The sequence below is a fragment of the Belnapia arida genome, from assembly GCF_016773205.1.
GTDB classification, from domain to species: Bacteria; Pseudomonadota; Alphaproteobacteria; order Acetobacterales; family Acetobacteraceae; genus Belnapia; species Belnapia arida.
The window spans coordinates 1-21,933 of the sequence record NZ_JAETWB010000026.1 but is presented as its reverse complement, the minus strand read 5'-3'; the positions used below and the strand labels follow the sequence as shown (position 1 = coordinate 21,933).

Sequence of the window (21,933 nt, the reverse complement as noted above, 5' to 3'; positions counted from 1 at the left end):
TTGGGTGGCCGCCTGGCAACTCTGGGCCGGTCAGTGCCTTGGTCGCCACGGTTAGGTCCGAACCAGCAAGGCTCAGCGCCGCTCGAAGTCCAACCGCTCGTCGGTCGGCAGGCCGAGCAAGCGGCGCCGCAGGCAGTCAAGCCCCATCTCCGCAGCACCAAGGCGCACCCATTCCCGGCCGCCGGCTAACCATGCCTCACGTACGATAGTGCCCTCGAGGTCGGCCAAGCCGATACTGATGGCGCCACCAGCTTCAATCCCCGCAGCACCCGTATCCATCGTGACCACCACAGCAAGCGCGTGCGTGGCGCCGCTCTGGACCTGCAGTGCCGAAGCGACCGCCCGAGCCCCCTCTGGCGAGAAGCTCCCTACCGTCGTACCTACAGCCGCTGCCAACTGGTCCGGGTTGCGGCTGACCAGACCACGGCGAAACAGATCCTCGGCCCCTTCCACCTGCAGCAACCGAGATGCAATGATGCCGCCGGTAAAGGTCTCGGCCACGGCCAGCGAGCCATCTCGGGCTCGCAGCGCATCTAATACGACCGATTCCAGGGACTGGTCGTCCTCTGCGATGATGAAGTTGCCCAGCCGACGCCGAATCTCGGTCTCCATAGGGGCCAGTTTGCGATCCAGTTCGCTCGGGACGGCGCCGCGCACCGCGAGCTTAGTTTCCAACTCCGGGTAGTGCGCCTGGAAGCCCAGCTTCACGCCGCCGCCTGGTGCGAAAGCTTCGATGCCCGCCAGCATCTCGTCGGCTCGTGACTCGCCGATGCCGAATGAGTGGAAGCGCTTCAACCGAGTTACGCTCTGCAGTCCGGCCTTGGCCAGCAGCCGGGGCAGCACCTGCTCGTCCAGCATGCGCCGCATCTCACGCGGCACGCCGGGGGTAAAGTAGAAGCGCGTGCCCTCGATGGTAACAGCAAAACCACAGGCAGTTCCGATCGGGTTGTCGAGGAACTCTGCATTCTCCGGCAGCATGGCCTGCTTCCGGTTGTTGACCGGCATCGGTCGATTGCGTCGCGCATAGAATGCTTCCATACGCGCCAGCCAAGGCTCATGCAGTACGAGGGTTACGCCGGCGGCCTCGGCTGCCATCTCCTGCGACAAATCGTCGACGGTCGGGCCGAGACCACCATTGACGATAACCGCATCGGCCCGCGCCGCTGCCTGGCGAAATGACGTGAGAAGGCTGGCGCGGTCATCGCCGACCGTGGTGCCCCAGCCTACCTCCAACCCGGCCTCACCGAGCCGCTGCGCCATATGGCTGTAGTTGGTATTGATGGTCTTGCCGGTCAGTATCTCATCACCGGTGCACAAAATCTCAATCCGCATGTCGTTCCCCTTGGCCCGGTGCATGGCGACATGGATCGGGCCGCTGCCCATCTCCGGACCGTCTGAACCGATCTTCATCCTTCCCGGCGAGCCGCCACACTTGCAACTGCTTAGGCTGCCGCGAGGCTACCATCGACTACAAGACCAGTTCCGTTCATGTAGCTGGCGTCATGTGAGGCTAGGAGCAAGAGGCCTTGGGATATGTCCGGAAGCACCCATAGGCGGCTCAGACAGCAAATCCTCGACGCTGCTGTTCCCATTCGAGCTCAAATGGTTCCAGCAGCTGCGTCAACCCAAGGCCGACTGGAGCCAAGCCATTCAAAATCGCCTCGACGATGTCCAGCGTCAGCGGCGTCAAGCGCAATAAGGTACCCAAATACCCCCGCTCGAGTCGCTGCGCGTGCCCTCCTGCACCGGCATCACCACCGTCTTCCGCCCCGGCTTACGGCGGATGGCCAGCGGCACCCGGGTCGTGACGCTGCTCGCCTGGGGTTGTGCCGCCACCATCGGTGCCTCGGGCGCGACGGTGGTGGGATCTCGGACGAGGTCGCCGGTCCCTTCTCCCGGAGCCGGATGTCAACGCCGGCGGGCCCGACCACCATCCGCTCCACGAGCGCCCCAGCGATGCACAGCTATTCGGCTCGGAGTAACGTCTCGCGGCAGGCGGAGCGGCTACCGTCCTGGTCGCCGTGGCACGAGGTCGGAAGATGCGCGCACCTCGTCGATAGTGTTTCGCCAAGCCGCCAGCCGCTCCGGCCCCGCAGGGTGGCTGTCGCGCCACCCTGCAGCCTCGTTCGGTCCACCACGCGTCAGCCTCACCCAGACGAGACCGGCACGGTCGAGGTCGTATCCGGCGCGGGCGACAAGATAGCCGCTGAGGTAATCGGCCTCGCGTTCCTCGTCTTTGGAGAACGCGAGCTGCGTCGAGCTGGAACCGATCTGGGCCGCGCCCTGGCCGAGTGCCCAGCCAGCGATGCCGCCAAAGGGCACCACCGCCCCCAGCAATGTCCCAGCGACAGTGCCGGCGGCGAAACTCCTGACACGTCGCTTGCCGACGTGGCCAGCAACGTGGTGGCCAAACTCATGTCCCACCACGGCCGCCACCTCGTCCTCCGACCCGAGCAGCGACATCATGCCGAGCGTGACCGTCACCTCTCCCTGTCCGGTCAATGCCGCTCGCGGCGTCGCGGACCGATCCAACAAAACACGGAAGCCGCAGGACTGGCCAAGGTAAGCCGTGCAGAGCGGCTGCGCGGCCGCTGTAAGGCGCTGCGAAACAGCAGTGAGAACCACTGTTGCCTGCTCGGCCGATTGCACTCCTCTAGCTGGAGGCACGCCCTCTACAACGGCCAGCCGTGCCGCCTCAAGCTCAGCTGGGTTGACCTGGGGCGGTGCAAAGCGGGCGCCGCACCCAGCTGTCGACAACATGGCGAGAAGAGCGAATGCGGGCAGCCAAGGCAAGCTGGACAACAAGGTTCCATGGCATGGTTGGAACGCGCCCACGGCGGCACTGGGCCTCGTACCTGGCCGTGCATGATCGCCGCCCACGACAGCTTCTCCGTTCGCTTTCCGAGCTGATAACTGTTCGGATGGCTACCGGGTTGCCCATGTTGGTCAAAGGTGAACCTCATCACCACGGATGGGTGCGATGATGCTGACCTATTCGCGTTTCTCGGCGGCAGACTTCTTCTAGCCCCTTCGGCAGGACATCTGACGCGGCTATGGCCGCACGCTGGTCGGACCACTCGGAGGGAAATGGGTCCATCAACCGTGGCAGTGTCAGCATTTCATAACGCCGCCGGTCAAGGATCATGTCGACGATATCCGGCGCCAGCAGCGTCAGCCGCAGCAGCGACCCCAGATACCCTCGCTCGATCTGCTCCGCCGCCGCCATCTCGCTAATCGAAGCATACCGCCCCTCGTTCAGCAGTCGCTGGTACCGGAAAGCCCGGGCCAGGGCCTTCACCAGCGCCGGATCCGCGCGCGTGGCCACGGCTGGCACGCCTCCCTGCAGCCCTGGCGTCACCACCGTCTTCCGCCCTGGCCGGCGCCGGATAGCGAGCGGTACCCGAACCGTGACGCTGGCCGTCGCGCTCACGCCGCCACACGCTCCACCCCGGGCGCAATCGCGCCGAGATCCCGGACGAGGCCGGACAGCCCCTCGACCCGCAGCCGAATGTCAGCGCCGCCCGGCCCGACCACAACCCGCTCCACCAGCGCCCGCACGATCCGCGCCTGCTCGGCCGGGAACAGTTCGCCCCACAGCGGATCCAGCCGCTCCAGCGCGTCCCGAACCTCCATCTCGGTCAGGTCCGGCACTTCGACCCTCGCCGTCAACCAAGTCCCGACGACGATCTCCGGCTGCCGCAGCAGCGCTCGGACCTGATCAACCACCGCCGCCTCGATCTCGGCCGCGGATACCCGGCGCACGATGCCGTCGTCCTCGGCAGCGGCGTCACCCTTCAGCACCCGCTGCGCCACGTAGTAGCGGTACAGGCGCCCATTCTTTCTGGAGTGGGTAGGCGACAGTGCCCGGCCATCGATGCCGAAGATCAGGCCCTTCAGCAGCGCCGGCGCATGCTGCCGGTTCTGAGCGGCTCGAGCCCTCGGGCTAACCTGCAGCGTGGCGTGGGCCTTGTCCCACAGGGGCCGCGGCACGATCGCTTCATGCTCACCGGGGTAAACCCGCCCCTTATGAGTGACCTCGCCGACGTAGCTCCTGAGGTTGAGCAGCTTGTAGACATCGCCCTTATCAAGCGGCCGGCCCGACCTGCTGACCACACCTTCCGCCTGGAGCCGCTTGGCAGTCTCCGTGCCGGAGCCCGTCTCGACGAAGAGCTCGAACACCCGCCGCACCCGCGCGGCCTCGACCTCATTCGGCATCAGCTTGCGCGCCACCACGTCATAGCCGAGCGGCACCTTGCCCCCCATCCACATCCCCCGCGCGCGGGAGGCCGCGAACTTGTCCCGGATCCGCTCGCCGATCACCTCGCGCTCGAACTGGGCAAAGCTGAGCAGAATGTTGAGCGTCAGCCGCCCCATGCTGGTTGTGGTGTTGAAGCTCTGGGTGACCGAGACGAAGGTAACGCCGTGCGCCTCCATGGTCTCGACCAGCTTGGCAAAGTCCATGAGCGAGCGGCTCAGACGATCAATCTTGTAGACGACAATGACGTCGACCCGGCCCTGCTCGATGTCGGCCAGCAGGCGCCGCAGCGCCGGCCGCTCCAGCGTACCGCCGGAGAAGCCGCCATCGTCGTAGCGGTCGTGCACCAGGACCCAGCCCTCAGCCCGCTGGGAGGTCACGTACGCCTCGCAGGCGTCGCGCTGGGCATCGAGGGTGTTGAACTCCTTATCCAGGCCCTCGTCGGTGCTTTTGCGCGTGTAGACGGCGCATCGGAGCTTCTTGACCGAGGCGGGCATGACGCCGTCCACCGGCAGCTTGCGGCGGCTCATACGCTTGGCCTCCCCTTCAGCCCGAAGAAGGTCCAGCCGTTCCAGCGTGTGCCGGTGATGTGCCGGGCGATGGCCGAGAGGGACCGGTAGGGGCGGCCCTCGTACTCAAAGTCGTCGGCGCGGATGGTGACCACGTGCTGGACGCCGTCGTACTCGCGGATGAGCCGTGTTCCAGGCAGCGGCCGGCTGTCAGCACGGATGCGGCGGAGGACGACGTTGCCGCCATCGAGCTGCTCGCCAAGCGCCTCCAGCCGTGCCCGGGTCTCGGGCTTCAGGCCGCCATAGGCCAGCTCCTGGATGCGGTAGGCTAGGCGGCTCTGGATGTAGGCCCGGTTGAAGGGGGGTGGTTCCTTGCCGTAGAGCTCGCGCCATTGCTGCTTAAGACGGGTGATAGGCGCGACCTGCAGGGCTGCCAGACGGCCGAGGACGTCCGCTGGCGGGATGGCAGCGATGGTCGGCGCCGGCGCCTGTGCAGGCTTTTGGGTGGCTATGCGGGGCATGCGGGTCTCCGGTTGGTCCGGTTCGCATGCATGCTCTGGTCGGCGCGGAAGTGTAGCGAACTCTCTCCCTGGGCACCGGGCTGTGCGGCGTCACGGGCGATATCTTCGGCAGTGCGCCGCCGGAGCCGCAGGAGGCCAGTTGCGAGAACGTCGCAGACCTCGCGGAGGTGGGGTGAAAGCTGGGAGCCGAGGAGCGCGGTCAACATGGTTGACTAGGATCAAGGTCCTTTGGAGGAAGTACAGCCACAAGCTGTTGGCCACGAACCCCAAGGAAAACAAAGGTAATAGCGCGAATCCGCCCCCTTCTTTCCTGGGTGCCACAACAGCCTGAATCTGCCAAATGGGTCAAGAATATTGGCAAGCGCGCTCTATCCGTTCATACCGGATTAGCGGGGGTTTAGCCGGATTAGCTGGCGGCTAAGCGACCGTTGGAGGGTGCGCCGGCGACCGGTTGAGCACCGCCGGTGCAAGACTTCTAGAGAGCGCGAACCGATATGTCATCGCAGGCGGTCACCTTCGGACAAGCGATCGCCAATGCCAGAAGGCAGATCGGGGTCACCCAGAAAGACCTCGCATCGATGGTCATGAAAGAGGATGGAAGTGGTGCTATATCGGCGCCGTACCTGAACGATATCGAGCACGACCGCCGTCGGCCGACCTCCGACAGTTTGATCCGAGAACTTGCCAAGGCGACAAAGCTCGACGTGGATTACCTGTTTGTGTTGGCGGGCAAGATTCCTGAGGAAGTGCGGCAAAATGTTTGGGACGCGGACGCGGTTGCGAGCGCGTTTCGTTCGTTTCGTAAAGCATGTCGTAGCCAGAAACGCCCAAAGCAACAGGGCAGTCGATAAGCGTTTTATCAGACTACTTGGCAGCCGTTGAGGATGCGAGAGACAGCAGATACGAGTTGACGCTTCGACCGATGCGCTATCGATAGCTTGATCGGACCAGCGCCGCTCCAAAGGGGGGCAGAGCGAAGGTTGAACTGCGCTCTCAGCGCCTTCGCCTACGTCAGTTTTCACTTGCCCCTGCTGGATGCCCACCTACAATGGCGAATAGCGAATCGACGTTCTATTTCTCTAATCCGGCCCGGCTAGCAGAGCCGCTCCGAACGCTGGGCGAAGGTAGTGCAATGACAATTCCAAGAGCACAGATACCAACCACGCCAGGCGCTGGTGCCGGCTACCGGTCCGAGGCAACGCCGCTTCTCTCTCCGAGCGAGTGGGACAGCGCATCCTGGCGAACACATCAACTCCAAGGAACCAGTGCGCTGTCGCAGCCGGACGCGCTGCCACAAATTATTCTCTCCCACCTGAACCAGGTGCAGCTGAGCCGCCGCTGGAGCATGTCGCCACGCACCCTGGAGCGATGGCGATGGGAGAAGACCGGTCCACGGTACCTGAAGATCGGTGGCCGCGTGCTGTACCGTCTTCAAGACATCGAAGCGTATGAAGCTGCTCACAGCCGAGAGCTCGGGTAAGACCGGCAGACTGCGAGCGGCGACCCGAACAGCGTCTGGCCTTAACGACCGGCGCCGTGTTCTGCCCCTCTGAATCCGAAAACCTTTGGAAGATTGCAGATGGCGGCCCTGGCAGGCCCCATCGCAAGCCGCGCCGGTTGATGCCGGCAGTCCTGGCCGCGAGGAGGCGGCCGCGCATGAATACAAGGCTGAATGGCGTCCGCTCCGTGGGCTCAAAGTATACCGTCGCATTCGATGCCGGCAAGCGCTGCCTGCGGCCATGAACGTTGGAGAGCGCTTTGCGTGGCTGCGCGCGGTGATCGCAGCCCAGCCGCGTCCGACACTCGCCGAGGTGGCTGCCGCAGCTACTTTGGCCGAGCACTTCAACGCCGAGCGCGGAGGTGCCTGGCCGGCGCAGCAGACCATCGCCAGCCTCACCCGTATGGAGCGCCGCTCCGTTCGCCGTGCGCTGGCGTGTCTCGAGGAGCGTGGGTTAGTCGCCCGCGTCCGTGATGGTGGCCCGCGTAGCAGCACGGTCTACGCGCTGGTGATGCCCGCAGATGGCGCGCCACAGCGCCAACAGCGGGCGTCTCACAACGCCTCCAGCGGGCGCTCTACGGTGCCGCCAGAAGGCGCTGCTGGACGCCCCGAACAGGGAGGTTCCCGTAGTGAAAACGAAGGGAAACCGTACCGTGCTGCTGGCGCACGCTGCGCTGACGCTGCGCGTGCTCGCAGCAGGTGGGAGGGGAAAAAGAAGAGCCCCCCGCGACCGGTATCAAGCCCGCTCAACATCTAGGAGGCCCCGATGGCTAGGGCTACGACCAAGGCGAAGGCTGTCGAGGCAGAGGCAGCTCCCCAGCCGACCTTCGCCTCCTGTGAGCTAAAATATTGGTCGGCGACGACGAACAAACCGTGGACTCCAAAGCTTGATGAGCTCGACGATTCCTGGTCGAGAAGCGACGCCGAAGCAGAGCTTGCGGCGCTCGAGGAGTGGCTGCGCGTTCAACAGGATGCGTCCGAGCTTGGGATCCGACAGGCCTATGCGGCTCACATCGCCCGCTACCTGGTTGGCCTCTTTCCAAGTGCTCGCGTTAACGGGGAAGCTTTTGCACTGGCTGCAGGTGAGGAACTTGGTTGCTTCAGTGCAGATATAGTCAGGTTGATAGGGCTGCGTGCACGCAAACTGAAGTCCTTGCCGACCCTAGGGATCTTGATTGAGTTTGCTGAGGAGGAAAACGGTCGACGGAGGCAGCAGTTAGATGCTTATTGGAAAGCGTTCGCTGCTTATAGTGACGCAAAAGCCAAAGCCAAGTTGCAGGCAGAAACGCTTGCGTACGAGGCCGCACGTGCTATCGCTCCATGCGAGTTTGAGGCGGCCGCGTTTCATGAACTCTGGAGGATTATCGTAGGGACGCCCACCCTGGGAATTTGTGACAGTTCCATGAATGGCCGCCGAAGGGTGGCTATCGCAAACGCATTGCTGAAGCGCATATGCGATGGTGAAGACCGCGCCCTCCATTACGCGCTACAGATACTGCGCTATAACCAAGCAGCCATGTTCCAAGACGAAGCTATGCAGCATTCGCTACCAGATATGTGGACAGTACAGGAGGAGCAGCTGGCCCAACTTCCAGCGTTCCTTGGGCTTCCAAGGCTAGAATGTTGGCCTGAAGATTGCAGCCCCGACGTAAAATGGGATGCAGTTGTTTCCCCAATCGGTGTGGAAGAAGGCCAGCGAATCTATCATTGGAAGTATGGGCATGGCACAGTTTTGATTCCTTGCGATCCGTTAGCCATCATCTCGTTTGAGTCAGCGGGCAAAAAGCGTGTATTCACTGGATTTCTGTCGGTTGAATGAACTGCGTTGATGCACATGCATCACGTGCTGCAGTTCCCTTCTACGTCGATGCTCAAGGCGGAAAGCGAAGGCTTTCGAAGTAGAGCGAAACGGAAGGTTATTGTTCCTGGTAGTCGTGGCGCGCATAGTTGCCGTGCGCCACTTGGTTTGGGACGCTTCGTCCCGAGGACGCCGCTATGCCTCTTCGCTCACCGCTGCACCGCTCTGAAGCTTGGAGGCCATCGGCCTCCGGCTTCCGACGCGACAACAGCGCCAGCAGTGCGGCGCGCGGGTATGGCGGAGACTGGCGGCGTCTGCGTCTGCGGGTCCTGACCGACGAGCCACTGTGTCGGATGTGCCAGGCCGCCGGTCGCGTCACCGCTGCTACCGAGGTGCACCACATGCGCGGGTTCCACGGCATCCATGACCCGCTGCGGCTCGACCGACGCTGGTTGGCGCCGATTTGTGTGCCGTGCCACCGACGTGAGTCACAGCGCGACGGGGTGGATGCGCGACGATGAGGGCGCTGAGCGTGATGGGGGAGGGGGGGTGAACAAGTCGCCGACCTTGGGCGCTCGGACCGAGCCCCCGCTGAATTTCTTTGCTTGCGAAATTACTGATCGGGGCCGTTATGAGCCACATCGCCCAGACCTGGCCCGCTGACGCCGTCGAGCGCCGGTCCATTGGCAGTCTCATCCCCTACGCTCGGAACGCCCGCACCCACAGCGACGCGCAGGTGGCCCAGATTGCCGCCAGCATCCGCGAGTGGGGCTGGACGACCCCGGCGCTGGTCGACGAGGAGGGCGGCATCATCGCCGGCCACGGCCGCGTCCTCGCCGCACGGCAGCTCGGCCTCCCTGAGGTGCCGGTCATGGTCGCCCGCGGCTGGAGCGACGCTCAGAAGCGCGCCTATGTGCTCGCCGACAACAAGCTTGCCCTGAACGCCGGCTGGGACGAGGCGCTGCTGCGGATAGAGCTAGCTGATCTCCGCGGCATGGGCGCCGACCTGTCCCTGATCGGCTTCAGCGAGGGCGAGCTCACCTCGCTGCTGGTGGAGGGCACCGCCGGCCTCACCGACCCGGACGCCGTGCCGAAGGCCCCTGCCGAGCCGGTAACCCACCCCGGCGACGTATGGCTGCTCGGGCGGCATCGGCTGGTCTGTGGCGACAGTACCACCCCGGAGGCCGTCGAGGCCGCTCTGGGCGGCGTCCGGCCGCACCTCATGGTCACCGACCCGCCCTATGGTGTCGAGTACGACCCCGCCTGGCGCAACCGCGCTGGCCTCAGCACCACCCGCCGCATCGGAGCCGTGGCCAATGACGACCGGGCCGACTGGCGAGCAGCCTGGGCGCTGTTCCCCGGCGAGGTCGCCTATGTCTGGCACGGTGCCCTCCACGCCGCCGCTGTCGCCGAGAGCCTCACCGCCTGCGACTTCGAGATCCGCGCCCAGATCGTCTGGGCCAAGGACCGGCTGGTGCTCGGCCGTGGGCACTACCACTGGCAGCACGAACCCTGCTGGTATGCTGTCCGCAAGGCTGCTGGCGGCCATTGGGCCGGCGGCCGCAAGCAGACCACCCTCTGGCAGATCGCCAGCCGTGGCCAGGACGCGGAGACGGTCCACGGCACGCAGAAGCCGGTCGAGTGCATGCGCCGGCCGATCGAGAACAACTCCAGCCCCGGCCAGGCGGTCTATGAACCTTTCGGCGGCTCGGGCACCACCCTGATCGCGGCCGAGATGACCGGTCGCGCCTGCCACGCCATCGAGCTGTCGCCGGCCTATGTCGACGTCGCCGTGACCCGCTGGCAGGCGTTCACCGGCCAGCAAGCCGTGCGCGAGGGCGACGGCCTTTTGTTCCCGACCGCCGAGGCCGCCTGAGATGCGCGGCCGCAAGCCCGTGCCGACCGAGCTGCACAAGCTGCGCGGCACCCTGAACGCCACCCGCCACGGCCGGGATCGCGTCGGTGAACCCGAGGCCACCGGCGACCTGTTGCCCGAGCCGCCGGCCTGGATGACCGAGGCGCAGCAAGCTGGGTGGCGCTACGCCATCAAGCACGCGCCGCGCGGCGTCCTGAAGCAGATCGACCGCGGCCTGCTGGCCATCTGGGTCGAGGCCGAGGCGCGCTACCGCACCGCGGCCACCATGCAGGCGCAGCTGGACCAAAACACCAGCCTGCCGCTGTTGACCAAGACCCGGGACGGCACGCCGGTGCAGTCGCCCTATATCGGCATCATGAACCGGGCGGCGGCGCTGATGATCAAGGCCGCCTCGGAGCTCGGCTTCTCGCCGGCAGCCCGGCCCAGGTTGGCTGCTGGCGCTCAGGAGCCGGTTGAGGAGCAGTCCCCCTGGAGCCAGCTGAAGGTGATCCATGGCGGCAAGAGTGCTGGCTAACAGGGCCGTAGGTGCCCCGCAGGGCGTCGCTGAGGCCGTCGCCTATGCCGAGGCAGTGGTGGGTGGTGCCATCCCGGCCGGGCGGCTGGCGGTGCTCGCCTGCGCGCGCTTCCTGCGGGACAAGGCGGCTGCTGAGGCAGGGGAGGGGGCCTGGGCCTTCCGGCCCGATCTGGTCGAGGCAGCCCTGCTGTTCGCCGGCCAGATGCCGAACATCAAGGGTCCGGAGGCCGGGCAGCCGCTTCGGCTCATGCCGTGGCAGAAGCTGGTCTTCGCCAACCTCTTCGGCTTCGTCGAGCGCGGCACCACGACACGCCGGTTCCGCCAGGCAGTGGTCTTCGTCCCCCGCGGCAACGGCAAGACCACCCTGGCCGCCCCGATCGCGCTCTACCTGACCTTCGTCGAGGGTGAGGGGGGCGCTGAGGGCTATGCCGCGGCGGTGACGCGAGATCAGGCCCGGATCCTGTTCGATGCCGCGCAGCAGATGGTCAGGAAGACCGGCGCCTTCCGCCAGGCTTTCGGCGTCGGGGTCGGGGCCAACGCCTTGTACCAGGAGGCGACTGCCTCCAAGTTCGCGCCGGTCTCCTCTGACGCCAAGGCGCTAGACGGGTTGAACGTGCAGGTGGCGGTCTGCGACGAGATCGCCTCCCACAAGACCTCCGAGGTCTATGACGTGCTGCTGACCGCCATGGGCAAGCGACGGCACCCGCTGCTGCTGTCCATCAGCACGGCGACCGGCAACACCACGGGCATCGGCAAGCAGCTCTGGGACTATGGCGTCCGGGTGCTGGAGGGCGCGCAGGAGGACGAGCGGCTGTTCACCCTGATCTATGCCGCTGACCTGGAGGACGACCCTTGGGACGAGGCAACCTGGATCAAGGCCAACCCGAGCTGGGGGCAAGCGGTTCAGCCCGACGCGATCCGCGCCATCATGCGGCAGGCACGGAACAACCTGGCCCAGGAGACCGCAGCCCGGACGCGACACCTCAACATCTGGTCCGGCGCCGACGAGGCGCTGTTCTCCATGCGCGCCTGGCAGGCGTGCTGCAGCCCCGAGCTGCGGCTGGAGGACTTCGAGGGCCAAGAGTGCCATCTCGGCCTCGATCTCGCCAGCCGCACTGATCTGGCGGCGCTGGCCATCGTGTTCCCGCAGACCTGCCGCGAGACGGGCAAGACGACCTATGCCGCCTTTGCCCGCTGCTACCTGAACGAGGAGGCGGTGCTGGAGGCGCGCAATGCCTCCTACCCCGGCTGGGCAGCGGCTGAGCATCTCGTGCTGACGCCGGGCAACGAGACCGACTTCCAGGTCATCGAGGACGACATCCTGGAGCTCAGCCGCCGCTTTCGCATCGTCAGTGTCGGCTATGACCCCTGGCAATCGACGCAGCTGGCGCAGCGACTTCGAGCGCAGGACATCGAGATGGTGGAGTTCCGCTCGACCACGGCGAACTTCTCGCCGGCGATCATCGAGCTTGATGCTGCCACGCGCTCGGGCCGCCTCCAGCATGACGGCAACCCGGTGCTGGAGTGGTGCATCGGCAACGTCGTCGGCAAGCCTGACCGGCGGGGCAACCTGTACCCGACCAAGGCGCGGCCGGAGCAGAAGATTGACGCGGCTGTGGCGCTCATCATGGCGATGGGGCGCTCGATGACCGAGCCGGAGCAGTTCACCAGCATTTATGAGCGGGCGGAGTTGTGGATGGCGTGAGGCGGTGCCTATGGCAGCGATACATGATTGCTATAATGAGAAGGCGCCGTAGATCTCGCTGCGATGCTGCATCTGTGCGGGGCGCACCACTTATGGTCTGACCTGAGTTAGAATGTCCAAGTTGGCCTTACGCGTTGGCGGATAGAGCAGCGTCCCAGTGCAACGATAATCCGTAGGAGGTCGCATGAGCCGCCCACTTCTCCTGGTGACTTTCGAGCTGGACGAGATCGGACGTGCGGCCATTAGCACGGTGATCGGCGACGACGTCGAACTCGTGTCGCTATCAGAACTCGATCCGCAATCCCGCCGAGTGGCGTTGCAGCGCGCAACAGTCCTGCTGGCCCGGAACACCGGTACCGAGCTTCTGCCTGGAGAGGCTAAGCTGACTCACCACATGCGGCTAGTCCAATTTGTGACAGCCGGGGTTGACTACATTCCCTTGCACGACCTGCCGCTTAACGTACCGCTGGCAAGCAATGGTGGCGCTTACGCCGAGCCGATGGCCGAGCATGCTCTGGCGATGACACTCGCTGCCGCAAAGCGGTTGCTTGTTGAGCACGCGGCGCTATCACAAGGCGCCTTTAACCAATTTAAGCCCAACCGCATGCTCGCCGGTGGAGTCTGCGGCATCCTGGGTTTCGGCGGCATTGGCATTGCAACTGCGCGCTTGATGCGCAGCTTTGGCATGCACATTCATGCCATTCGCCGTAGCGGGACAAGCGAGGAACCTGTCGACTGGATTGGTACACCGGACCGACTGGGTGAGCTGCTGGCCGCGGCCGACGTACTGGTGCTCAGCTTGCCGCTGACCCATGCGACGCGTGGGCTCATCGGGGCGCACGAACTCAGGCGGATGAAGCCAGAGGCAGTCTTGGTGAACCTGGCGCGCGGAGAGATAATCGACGAGCAGGCGCTCTACGACCATCTCCGCGCAACACCTGAATTCACCGCCTGCCTGGATGCATGGTGGGTGGAGCCGATTCGCCACGGCCAGTTCCGGATGGACCAGCCGTTTATGCAGTTGTCGAACGTCATTGGATCGCCCCACAATTCGGCCTCAGTCCGCGGCTGGCGTGAGGTTGCCCTGCGGCGCGCTGCGGCAAACTGCCGTAGAGTCCTCGACGGGCTACCGCCGCTCAATCTGATTGGTGAGGACGAGCGCGCGGCAGCGCCTTCATAGGTAACGGGCGTAGGTCGGTCCGCGTCACCCCATCAGCACCGATATTTGGCGCCTTTGCGGTCCACTGTACGTACCAGGCCCTGAAACTCGAGCCGTCCATACTCCGGGGAGGCACGTAGTTTCTTCATCCGCGCTGCCGCACGTTCGATGATATAGGGCTCAATCATGACCGGCGGCTCGTCCAGACTGCGGGCCATCAACTCCACCTCACAGGCCCGCTCTAGCATATAGAGCCGCATCAGCGCGCCATGGATAGTCTCGCCAAGGGTCAGCAGCCCGTGATTGAGCAGCACGACGCAGCTACCAGTTGCGCAGCTGACGCCGAGGGCGTCGCATTCCTCTTGCGACGCTGGCACGCCATACTCGTGATAAACGACATCATCCAGTACATGCAGCGCGTCCTGGCTAATCGGCCGCAGACCACGCCGCATCAGCGCGACGCCACCGCCGGCTCGGGTATGGGTATGCAGCACGCAGTTGGCGTCCGGCCGGGCCTTGTATATGCCGCTATGGATGGTGAAGCCGGCGGCATTGAAGCGTGCCTGATCGCCGACGACGTTGCCGGCCAGATCCATTTTCACGAGACTGGAAGCGGTGACCTCATCGAACATTTCCCCGTAAAGATTAATGAGGAAGTGCTCCGGTTCACCTGGAACACGGGCCGACATGTGGGTGTTGATGAGATCGGTCCAGCCGAGATCATTGCAGATGTGGTAAACTGCTGCGAGATCGCAGCGGGTCTGCCACTCGGCATCGGTCATATCAGCACTGGCGACTTTCATAGCTGACGACATCACACCCTCCATCCATTTTTCAGTTGGCACTGAACCGGCGCACGTCATCCTGCGCGTGCCCTCATAGTCCCGCAAGGCGCGTGCCGAGAGCTGAGGAAGTATCAGCACTCGAGCCACCTCCATTATGACAACAACTCGGTGCTGGAGTGTTGCATCGGCAATGTCGTGGGCCAAACCCGATCGCCGGGGCAACCTCTACCCGACCAAAGCGCGACCGGAGCAGAAGGTCGACGCGGCCGTGGCGCTCATCATGGCGGTCGGTCGGTCGATGACCGAACCGGAGCAGTTCACCAGCATTTATGAGCGGGCGGAGTTGTGGATGGCGTGACGCGGTGCTTGGAGGCTTAGGACCAAGCGCCGCGGTCAAGTCGGGCCGCCTTCGAATAGAGTATGGGCCTCGCCGGTCGATGGCTGTGTAGGGTCAAAGGCCAATAATGCGCCCTCAAGCAGGCTTGCTGCTCGGCCTGGGGCTTTGCAGATGCGGCACCTCCGACCAACTATGAGGGGAGGCTGGGGGATGCCCTGGCGATTTCCTGATTTGTGAGGACGCCCGAATGAACGCCCCCCTCAATTCATCGCTGCTCAAATTTGGCATCGGCCAGCCCGTCTCCCGCAAAGAGGATCCGGTATTGCTGCGGGGAGAGGGGCGCTACACGGATGATCTGTCCCTGCCCGGGCAAGCCTATGGAGTGATGGTTCGCAGCCCGTATGGGCATGGAATACTGAACGGGATCGACACGGCCGAGGCTGCCACCATGCCCGGCGTGCTGGCGATCTATACGGGCCGCGATCTGGAGGCGGCTGGGCTGGGTCCTATGCCGGCGTCGGTGGGACAGAAGAACCGCGACGGCAGCCCCGCCCGTTTGCCGAAGCAGCCGGTGATGACGACCGACAAGGTACGCTTCGTTGGCGACCCGGTGGCCATCGTTGTGGCAGAGACTGCGAAGCAAGCACGCGACGCTGCTGAGGCTGTGGTGTTGGACATAGAGCCGCTGCCTGCTGTGACCGAGGCCCGGGCCGCCGTCGCCCCGAACGCGCCGTTGCTCTACGAGGACGTCCCAGGCAACCAAGTAGTGGACTTCCACTACGGCGATGCCGACGCTGTGGCGGGCGCTTTTGAGGGTGCTGCACATGTCACCCGACTGCACATCCGGAACAGCCGCGTAGTCGTCTCGCCGATGGAGCCACGGTCGGCGCTGGCAACCTATGAGAGCGGGAGATATGTCCTGCATCTGGGCAGCCAGGGTGTCTTCGGCATGCGTGGCAGTCTGTCCAAGGTGATGGGGGTAGAGTCTACGGCACTGCATGTGCTGACGGGAAATGTCGGCGGTTCATTTGGGATGAAGGCCAGCGTCTATCCCGAATATCCCGCGCTTCTGCATGCGGCAAAGCAGCTGGGCCGACCAGTGAAGTGGACGGACGGACGCACAGAAAGCTTTTTGTCCGACAGCCATGGACGCGACCATGACATGGTGGCGGAGCTGGCGCTGGATGCCCAAGGGCACTTCCTCGCCGTCCGGATGACGGGATTTGGGAATCTCGGTGCATATCTGAGTAACGCGACCACGCTGCCTTCCACGGGCAACACCGTGAAGAACGTGGTCGGGGTTTACCGCACGCCGCTGGTGGAGGTATCGACGCGCTGCGTCTTCACCAACACCACGCCAGTCGGAGCCTATCGTGGCGCGGGACGACCCGAGGGCAATTACTACATGGAGCGGCTGGTCGAGACCGCTGCGCGGGAGATGGGGATCGACCGGATAGAGCTACGCCGCCGCAACCAGATCCGCTCCGACCAGATCCCCTATAAAGCGCCATCGGGGATGCTTTACGACAGTGGCGACTTTCCTGCCGTCTTGGAGAAAGCGCTGGCCGCTGCCGACTGGGATGGCTTCGCCGGCCGGCGGGCCGAAAGCCGCGCGCGCGGAAAATTACGCGGCATTGGGGTTGGGCAGTATCTCGAGGTGACGGCGCCGCCTTCCAAGGAAATGGGCGGCATTCGCTTCGATGAGGATGGTGACGTGACCATCCTAACGGGCACGCTGGACTACGGTCAGGGGCATGCGACACCCTTTGCGCAGGTGCTCGTGGACCGGCTTGGCATACCCTTCGAGCGCATCCGCTTGAGCCAGGGCGACAGCGACCTGCTGATCGCGGGCGGCGGCACGGGCGGATCCCGCTCCATCATGGCGACTGGCACGGCGTTATCATCGGCCAGCGCATTGGTAATCGAGAAAGGAAGGGCGGCTGCGGCCCATGTGCTTGAAGCCTCAGCTGCTGATATCGAGTTTTCCTCTGGGCGGTTCAGCATTGTGGGCACAGACCGCGGAATCGGCATCCTAGAACTCGCAGCTCGACTGCACGGGATGACGGGGCTTCCAGACGGACTGCCGCACACGCTCGATGTGTCCCACACAGACCAGTATGAGGATTCTGCCTTCCCCAATGGCTGCCATGTCGCAGAGGTGGAGATCGATCCTGATACGGGCGAAGCGGCCGTCGTGAGCTACGTCACGGCCAACGACTTCGGTGTCTTAGTGAACCCCATGCTGGTGGCTGGTCAGGCGCATGGCGGCATCATGCAGGGCATTGGCCAGGCTCTGACGGAGCTGACCGCCTACAATGAGGAGGGGCAGCCGCTCAGTGGATCCTATATGGATTACTGCTTGCCGCGCGCGGAGCATGCGCCGTCGTTCGGCTTTACCAGTCACCCTGTTCCCGCTCGTACCAATGCCTTGGGTGCGAAAGGATGCGGTGAGGCAGGATGTGCGGGCGCGCTGCCTTCCGTAATGAATGCCGTTGTGGACGCGGTTGAGGAGCGGGGCATTTTGCATGTCGATATGCCGGCGACTCCTCAGAGGCTCTGGAGCCTTCTCAACACGGGAACTGAAGCGTGACCGTGAAGTGAGCAAACGACTTACGGGCTGCCACCTGCACATCCGCGGTTGCAGACGGCTCGCCCGCAGGTCGTGGAGGCACTCTAAGCGCGTGCCTCAAGGATCATGTTGAACGGTGTCTCGGCCGCCCGGCGGACATGGCCGAACCCGCCCGCGGTGACGACGTCGCGTAGCCTTGCCTCGCCTGCTTGCGCCCCGAGTGCGGCGCCAACCTCCTGCGACAGCGAGGTCGGCACGCAGATCATCGTCGAGCCAGCATAATAAAGCCGACCGACCGGGTTAAGATTGTCTTCCAGACGATCTCCGGCCATCGGCTCGACGATCATCCAGGTGCCGTCGGGCTTTAGCATGCGCTTCACATGCGTTGCTGCACCCTCTGGGTCGCCCATGTCATGCAAGCAGTCGAAGAAGGTCACGAGGTCGAAGCCGTCAGCTGGAATGTCCTTCGCCGTCCCGACCTCAAACCGAGTGTTCCCTTCCACGCCGTGCTCGCGTGCATGGATCCGCGCATCATCGATTGACGCCTCATGGTAGTCGTATCCGGTGAAGCGGCTGTTCGGGAACGCCTTGGCCATGATCACCGTGGACCAGCCACAGCCGCAGCCTACATCGGCTACGGCCGCGCCCTTCTCTAACTTGGCCACGACACCATCGAGCGCAGGAAGCCAGTGCTGGACGAGGTTGTTCTGGTAGCCGGGCCGAAAAAAGCGTGCTGTGGCGCAGAACATGCACTGAAGACTGCCCCAGGGCACGCCACTTCCGGTGCTGAAAGACTCTTCGATCTGCCCCTGGTTCTTCTGCATCGCCGCCATCAGATCGAAGGCGCCCATCATGTTGACGGGGCTGTCCTCGACCGCGAAGACCATCGCCTGCTCGGGCAAAAGCTCGAAACGCCCGCTCTCGGCATCATAGGAGAGGTAGCCTGATGCGGCATTGAAGGACAGCCATTCACGCAGGTAACGCTCATGGACGCGGGTCCGCGCCGATAGCTCGCCGGGCGTCAACGGGCCGCTGCTCTGCAACACCTTGTAGAGGCCCAGCGTGTCGCCGATCCGCACCATCGGGACGCTGGCCGCGCCGCCGAGGTCACTCAGCATCTTGCCGACAAAATTGTTTAGCCGCTCCGTATCGATGTTCATGGGATATCCTCCCTGGCACGCGGATGCGACCCAATATTGCGCTTTCAAGAAATGCATTGTCACTAAAACTGTTATTTTTTAGAAAGTGCTATTTGGACTACTTCAGGTTATCCTGTATCGCGCCATGGCGGGTTTGATATGATGGAAGCCTGCGGCTGGTGCACTATGGAGTGCGTCGGAATTCTTAAGAGCCTAAGTTGTGTGTTGCCTTCATCCCATTAGTTCGGCGACTACCTCAGCAGCGCTTTGCACCTTCGTCACCCCGCTTACCGATTCACCGGCCCACAATGACATCGCCGCTATCGTCCCGCTCGTGCTTGCATCGGCAACGCCTGTTGCGAAACGGAGGATGGGAACTTCGACGCCATCTAGCCGTCGCGCAGTAGCTACGACGCCATCCGGTGCCTTTTCGGCGGCAGCGATGCACGAGCGCAGAACGCGATGTGGCGCATTCGGCCAACCGACACTGAAGACTTCGGTGTAAACAGTGTCCTCGGCCTGGGCGTTAATCAGTGCTTCCACATAGCTGGGATGTGCACCGGCCTCCGGCGTGACGACGAAGCGGGTGCCAATCCGTACGCCGTCAGCTCCAGCCGCCAATGCTGCCCTTACTGCGCTTCGTGTTCCGATACCGCCCGCAGCCAGCACCGGCAACCTGACGCCTTCGAGCACCTCACCTAACAACGTAAATGTTGCGACAGTCCCGCGAACATGTCCACCGGCCTGCATTCCTTGTGCAATGATAAAATCACACCCAACTTGCTCAGCCAACACAGCCTCAGCCAGCGAACCGATCTGCCAACCAACGAGCGCGCCTTCCGCATGCACCAGACCGACAAGTGCGGCGTTCGGCTCACCATAGAAAAATTCTACGACCCTTGCCGCCTTCGCGGCGATTTGGATCAAGCGGAGATCAAGTGGAAGCCGGTTGGGACCGCCATTCAGATGCAACGGGGAGACAATGAAGTTAACGCCGAAAGGCCTCTCCGTTAACCTGCTGGTCGCGTCGAGCAAGGCCGGTAGCGTTTCAAGGGTCACGCCGGCGCGTGCTGTGCCAAGCATACCCAATCCGCCGGCATTGGAGACTGCTGCAACAAGTTCTGGCGTCGCCACAGATCCCATCCCGGCTTGTTGGAGCGGTACAGTGCACCCCACAAGATCGGTAAATCTCGTCCCGGCCATGGCTTCCTCCCTGTCGGTGTGGACAGAGCTTCGCAGTCGGTGATTGATATAATCCAGCAAAAACGTTTGTTGCGCAGCAGGCGGCTCCCATCCCGTCCGTACGGACGCGGGGACACCTCGATGCAACCATCAGCTTCGCAACCGTGCTGCGAATGACGGCATCAGCCCATCTCAGCGAGGCGATAGACAGTGTAGCTGCCGTTGGCGCCCTCCTTGCCTGGGCCGACCTGGCGGATCCGCTCGGCGGCCTCGACCGTGATGTCCTAGCGCTTTTTCAGTCCGGCGAAGGAGCCGCGGGCCGTGTGGGCCTGCCAGCCGGTGGCCTCGGCGATCTGGGCGACGGTGGCGCCCTCCGGTCGACGCAGCATGGCGAGCACCTGCTGCTGCTTAGTGCCCTCGCGCGGCTTGCGAGGTTGGGCCGGATCGTGCAGCGACCAGGTGTGCGTGCCGGCGAGGGCAGCGCGCAGAGCGGCGACCGCATCGGGCAGGCGGCCCTCTTGGGTTTCCTCGTCGTCCCAGGCGGCCAGCACGGCCTCCGCCGCGGCGCGAAGCCTCTGCCGGGCCGGGATCGCCAGCGGGGCCTCCGCAGCGGCCGTGGGCAGCTCCTGGGCGAACGAGGTAGCTTCGGGAGCCTCAGGCGCCTGCGGGGCTGTCGTAGGGGCTTTCGCTGTGGCGCCCGCGTCAGCGGTTCCGGCGGCAGCACGCATCCCTGCCTCGGCTAAGCGGTAGCGCATGGGGGCGCCGTTCACCGTCCAGTCCGTGTTCTCGTCCGGCTGCTCGAGCACTGCGAGCTCCATCAAGCCGTTGGCGAGGAGGCTCCGGCGGATGGCGTCGCGTGGCGCCGGGGCAAGCCGGGCCGGCGGAGTGACGAGGTGCTGTGGGTGCTGCAGCGCTACGGCGAGGATCGCGGCTTGAGTTGAGGTAGGCGTCATGGCGGGCTCCTGGTGCAGCACCCGGCCATTCGGGTGCTACTGCCCAGAGCCCCGCCGAGAAGCCGGCCGGGGCGGCGCGCAGAACCCACTGCCTGCGCGTATCTGACCATTCGCTCTAAAGAGCGCCGGAGTGAAGCCCTCTGGGTCGATTCACTGCAGCTTGCGCGGAGGGTCTCAGCCTATCCCGGCTTCGCCCCAGTTCGGCGGACCACAGCACCGTACATCTCACGTTCCCTGTGAATGCGATTAGCGAAGGCTTCCCCAGCCTCAAACCTTGGCTTAAGGCCCATTGGCGTCATGGCCTGTGCTGCTTCGGGGGTCGCCAACACTGTTTCCAGCGCCGCGGCCAGTCGGTTCAGGACCGACCCAGGCAGCCCCGCCGGCGCGGCGATGCCGAACCAAGGCAATGCCTCAGCCTGCGAGAGGCCAACCTCCCGGAGCGTTGGTATGTTGGGCAGTTGCGGGTTACGTGTCTCGGCGATGGTAGCAATGGCGACCAATCGGTCCTCATGGATCGCCGGGATCGCCACAGAGTCGAAGAGCAGCTGCACCCGCCCGGCGAGCAGGTCGGTCAACGACGGTGCCGAGCCACGATAAGGTACATGTTCTAGGCGGATGCCGGTGGCCTCAGCGAACATCTCGCCAGAGAGCTGGGTGATGGTGCCATTGCCGGCCGAGCCGAAGCGGAGATGTCCGGGGTGAGCCTTCGCGTAGGCGACCAGGCCTGCAACGTCGCGGAAGGGCAACGACGGATGCGCGGCAATAACCCCATAGGCGACCGCGCTCATCGAGACGGGCGTGTCAGCCGCTCAGCGGGGGTCAATGGCTGACCGCCAAGCGCATTCGGTTCTGCTGCCTGGAGTACGCAACGCGCGTTTGCGTCGACTTGCGCCCGGCATCCGACATGCCGTTCTGCTGCGTGGCCCCGATGGCGAAACTTTGCGGCTGCTGCGGATTAAGCCCGGCACCGCCCTGCCGCGCCACTCCCATCGTGGCACGGAGTTAACCTTGGTGCTGAAGGGCGCTTTTGCGGACGAGACGGGCCATTACGGCCCGGGTGGCCTTGCCCCGCCTTTACGGACAGTGTTGCACGGCTGAAGCAGCCGCCTGGAACGCCGCCACCTTCTGCTCTG

Annotated in this window: 22 protein-coding genes; 11 read left to right on the top strand and 11 right to left on the bottom strand. The window is 64.2% G+C overall.

Annotated elements, in window-relative coordinates:
- Positions 1 to 72: 72 nt before the first annotated feature.
- From JMJ56_RS25735 to JMJ56_RS25710, 6 genes are all read right to left on the bottom strand, one after another.
- Positions 73 to 1,410: a CinA family nicotinamide mononucleotide deamidase-related protein gene (locus tag JMJ56_RS25735; protein WP_202834621.1), complete on the bottom strand. Its 1,338-nt coding sequence runs from the start codon at positions 1,408 to 1,410 to the stop codon at positions 73 to 75.
- 148 nt (positions 1,411 to 1,558) lie between these two features.
- The gene (locus JMJ56_RS34995) at positions 1,559 to 1,690 is read right to left on the bottom strand and encodes a hypothetical protein (protein WP_268885103.1); all 132 of its coding nucleotides are present in this window, start codon (positions 1,688 to 1,690) and stop codon (positions 1,559 to 1,561) included.
- Positions 1,691 to 2,004: 314 nt separating this feature from the next.
- Entirely contained in the window at positions 2,005 to 2,760 is a 756-nt protein-coding gene (locus JMJ56_RS34990) for a M48 family metalloprotease (RefSeq protein WP_268885104.1), read from the bottom strand.
- A gap of 202 nt (positions 2,761 to 2,962) precedes the next feature.
- Positions 2,963 to 3,325, bottom strand: a complete 363-nt coding sequence (locus tag JMJ56_RS25720) for a hypothetical protein (protein WP_236038528.1) — start codon at positions 3,323 to 3,325, stop codon at positions 2,963 to 2,965.
- 101 nt (positions 3,326 to 3,426) lie between these two features.
- The gene (locus JMJ56_RS25715) at positions 3,427 to 4,785 is read right to left on the bottom strand and encodes a recombinase family protein (protein WP_202834619.1); all 1,359 of its coding nucleotides are present in this window, start codon (positions 4,783 to 4,785) and stop codon (positions 3,427 to 3,429) included.
- Positions 4,782 to 5,285 (bottom strand): DUF2924 domain-containing protein, encoded by a 504-nt coding sequence (locus tag JMJ56_RS25710; RefSeq protein ID WP_202834618.1) that lies wholly within the window; start codon positions 5,283 to 5,285, stop codon positions 4,782 to 4,784. The genes JMJ56_RS25715 and JMJ56_RS25710 overlap by 4 nt, the downstream gene beginning before the upstream one ends.
- A gap of 494 nt (positions 5,286 to 5,779) precedes the next feature.
- On the opposite strand from JMJ56_RS25710, the gene JMJ56_RS25705 reads away from it, so the two are divergent.
- The 8 genes from JMJ56_RS25705 to JMJ56_RS25665 all read left to right on the top strand — a co-directional run bounded on the left by JMJ56_RS25705 (position 5,780) and on the right by JMJ56_RS25665 (position 13,856).
- Positions 5,780 to 6,136: a helix-turn-helix domain-containing protein gene (locus tag JMJ56_RS25705; protein WP_202834617.1), complete on the top strand. Its 357-nt coding sequence runs from the start codon at positions 5,780 to 5,782 to the stop codon at positions 6,134 to 6,136.
- Positions 6,137 to 6,333: 197 nt separating this feature from the next.
- Complete coding sequence (locus JMJ56_RS36255) at positions 6,334 to 6,765, top strand: helix-turn-helix transcriptional regulator (protein ID WP_236038526.1); 432 nt, start codon at positions 6,334 to 6,336, stop codon at positions 6,763 to 6,765.
- A 259-nt stretch (positions 6,766 to 7,024) separates the two neighbouring features.
- On the top strand, positions 7,025 to 7,540 hold the full coding sequence (locus JMJ56_RS35655) for a helix-turn-helix domain-containing protein (protein ID WP_202834616.1): 516 nt from the start codon (positions 7,025 to 7,027) through the stop codon (positions 7,538 to 7,540).
- A gap of 9 nt (positions 7,541 to 7,549) precedes the next feature.
- Positions 7,550 to 8,602: a hypothetical protein gene (locus JMJ56_RS25690; RefSeq protein ID WP_202834615.1), complete on the top strand. Its 1,053-nt coding sequence runs from the start codon at positions 7,550 to 7,552 to the stop codon at positions 8,600 to 8,602.
- Between the two features lie 610 nt (positions 8,603 to 9,212).
- Entirely contained in the window at positions 9,213 to 10,457 is a 1,245-nt protein-coding gene (locus tag JMJ56_RS25680) for a site-specific DNA-methyltransferase (protein ID WP_202834613.1), read from the top strand.
- Position 10,458: 1 nt separating this feature from the next.
- Positions 10,459 to 10,971 carry a phage terminase small subunit P27 family gene (locus JMJ56_RS25675; RefSeq protein WP_202834612.1) on the top strand — a complete coding sequence of 171 codons (513 nt, stop codon included), beginning with the start codon at positions 10,459 to 10,461 and terminating at the stop codon, positions 10,969 to 10,971.
- Entirely contained in the window at positions 10,961 to 12,676 is a 1,716-nt protein-coding gene (locus tag JMJ56_RS25670; protein ID WP_202834611.1) for a terminase large subunit, read from the top strand. The genes JMJ56_RS25675 and JMJ56_RS25670 overlap by 11 nt, the downstream gene beginning before the upstream one ends.
- Before the next feature lie 184 nt (positions 12,677 to 12,860).
- Positions 12,861 to 13,856: a 2-hydroxyacid dehydrogenase gene (locus JMJ56_RS25665; RefSeq protein WP_202834610.1), complete on the top strand. Its 996-nt coding sequence runs from the start codon at positions 12,861 to 12,863 to the stop codon at positions 13,854 to 13,856.
- 32 nt (positions 13,857 to 13,888) lie between these two features.
- On the opposite strand, the gene JMJ56_RS25660 is transcribed toward JMJ56_RS25665, so the two are convergent.
- Positions 13,889 to 14,662 (bottom strand): class II aldolase/adducin family protein, encoded by a 774-nt coding sequence (locus tag JMJ56_RS25660; RefSeq protein WP_202834609.1) that lies wholly within the window; start codon positions 14,660 to 14,662, stop codon positions 13,889 to 13,891.
- Positions 14,663 to 14,810: 148 nt separating this feature from the next.
- Here JMJ56_RS25660 and JMJ56_RS25655 point away from each other — a divergent pair, with 148 nt between their 5' ends.
- Both JMJ56_RS25655 and JMJ56_RS25650 read left to right on the top strand, forming a co-directional pair.
- Positions 14,811 to 14,978 (top strand): hypothetical protein, encoded by a 168-nt coding sequence (locus JMJ56_RS25655; RefSeq protein WP_202834608.1) that lies wholly within the window; start codon positions 14,811 to 14,813, stop codon positions 14,976 to 14,978.
- A gap of 226 nt (positions 14,979 to 15,204) precedes the next feature.
- Positions 15,205 to 17,547: a xanthine dehydrogenase family protein molybdopterin-binding subunit gene (locus JMJ56_RS25650; protein ID WP_202834607.1), complete on the top strand. Its 2,343-nt coding sequence runs from the start codon at positions 15,205 to 15,207 to the stop codon at positions 17,545 to 17,547.
- 83 nt (positions 17,548 to 17,630) lie between these two features.
- Here JMJ56_RS25650 and JMJ56_RS25645 read toward each other — a convergent pair whose 3' ends face one another.
- The 4 genes from JMJ56_RS25645 to JMJ56_RS25630 all read right to left on the bottom strand — a co-directional run bounded on the left by JMJ56_RS25645 (position 17,631) and on the right by JMJ56_RS25630 (position 21,588).
- Positions 17,631 to 18,686, bottom strand: a complete 1,056-nt coding sequence (locus JMJ56_RS25645; protein ID WP_236038524.1) for a class I SAM-dependent methyltransferase — start codon at positions 18,684 to 18,686, stop codon at positions 17,631 to 17,633.
- 210 nt (positions 18,687 to 18,896) lie between these two features.
- Positions 18,897 to 19,868 carry an NAD(P)H-dependent flavin oxidoreductase gene (locus tag JMJ56_RS25640; protein WP_202834606.1) on the bottom strand — a complete coding sequence of 324 codons (972 nt, stop codon included), beginning with the start codon at positions 19,866 to 19,868 and terminating at the stop codon, positions 18,897 to 18,899.
- A gap of 263 nt (positions 19,869 to 20,131) precedes the next feature.
- Positions 20,132 to 20,800 carry a DUF3489 domain-containing protein gene (locus JMJ56_RS25635; protein ID WP_236038522.1) on the bottom strand — a complete coding sequence of 223 codons (669 nt, stop codon included), beginning with the start codon at positions 20,798 to 20,800 and terminating at the stop codon, positions 20,132 to 20,134.
- A gap of 179 nt (positions 20,801 to 20,979) precedes the next feature.
- Positions 20,980 to 21,588: a Bug family tripartite tricarboxylate transporter substrate binding protein gene (locus JMJ56_RS25630; RefSeq protein ID WP_202834605.1), complete on the bottom strand. Its 609-nt coding sequence runs from the start codon at positions 21,586 to 21,588 to the stop codon at positions 20,980 to 20,982.
- A 34-nt stretch (positions 21,589 to 21,622) separates the two neighbouring features.
- Between JMJ56_RS25630 and JMJ56_RS25625 the strand changes: the two genes are divergently transcribed.
- Positions 21,623 to 21,898 (top strand): cupin domain-containing protein, encoded by a 276-nt coding sequence (locus tag JMJ56_RS25625; protein WP_202834604.1) that lies wholly within the window; start codon positions 21,623 to 21,625, stop codon positions 21,896 to 21,898.
- The last annotated feature ends 35 nt before the right edge of the window (positions 21,899 to 21,933 follow it).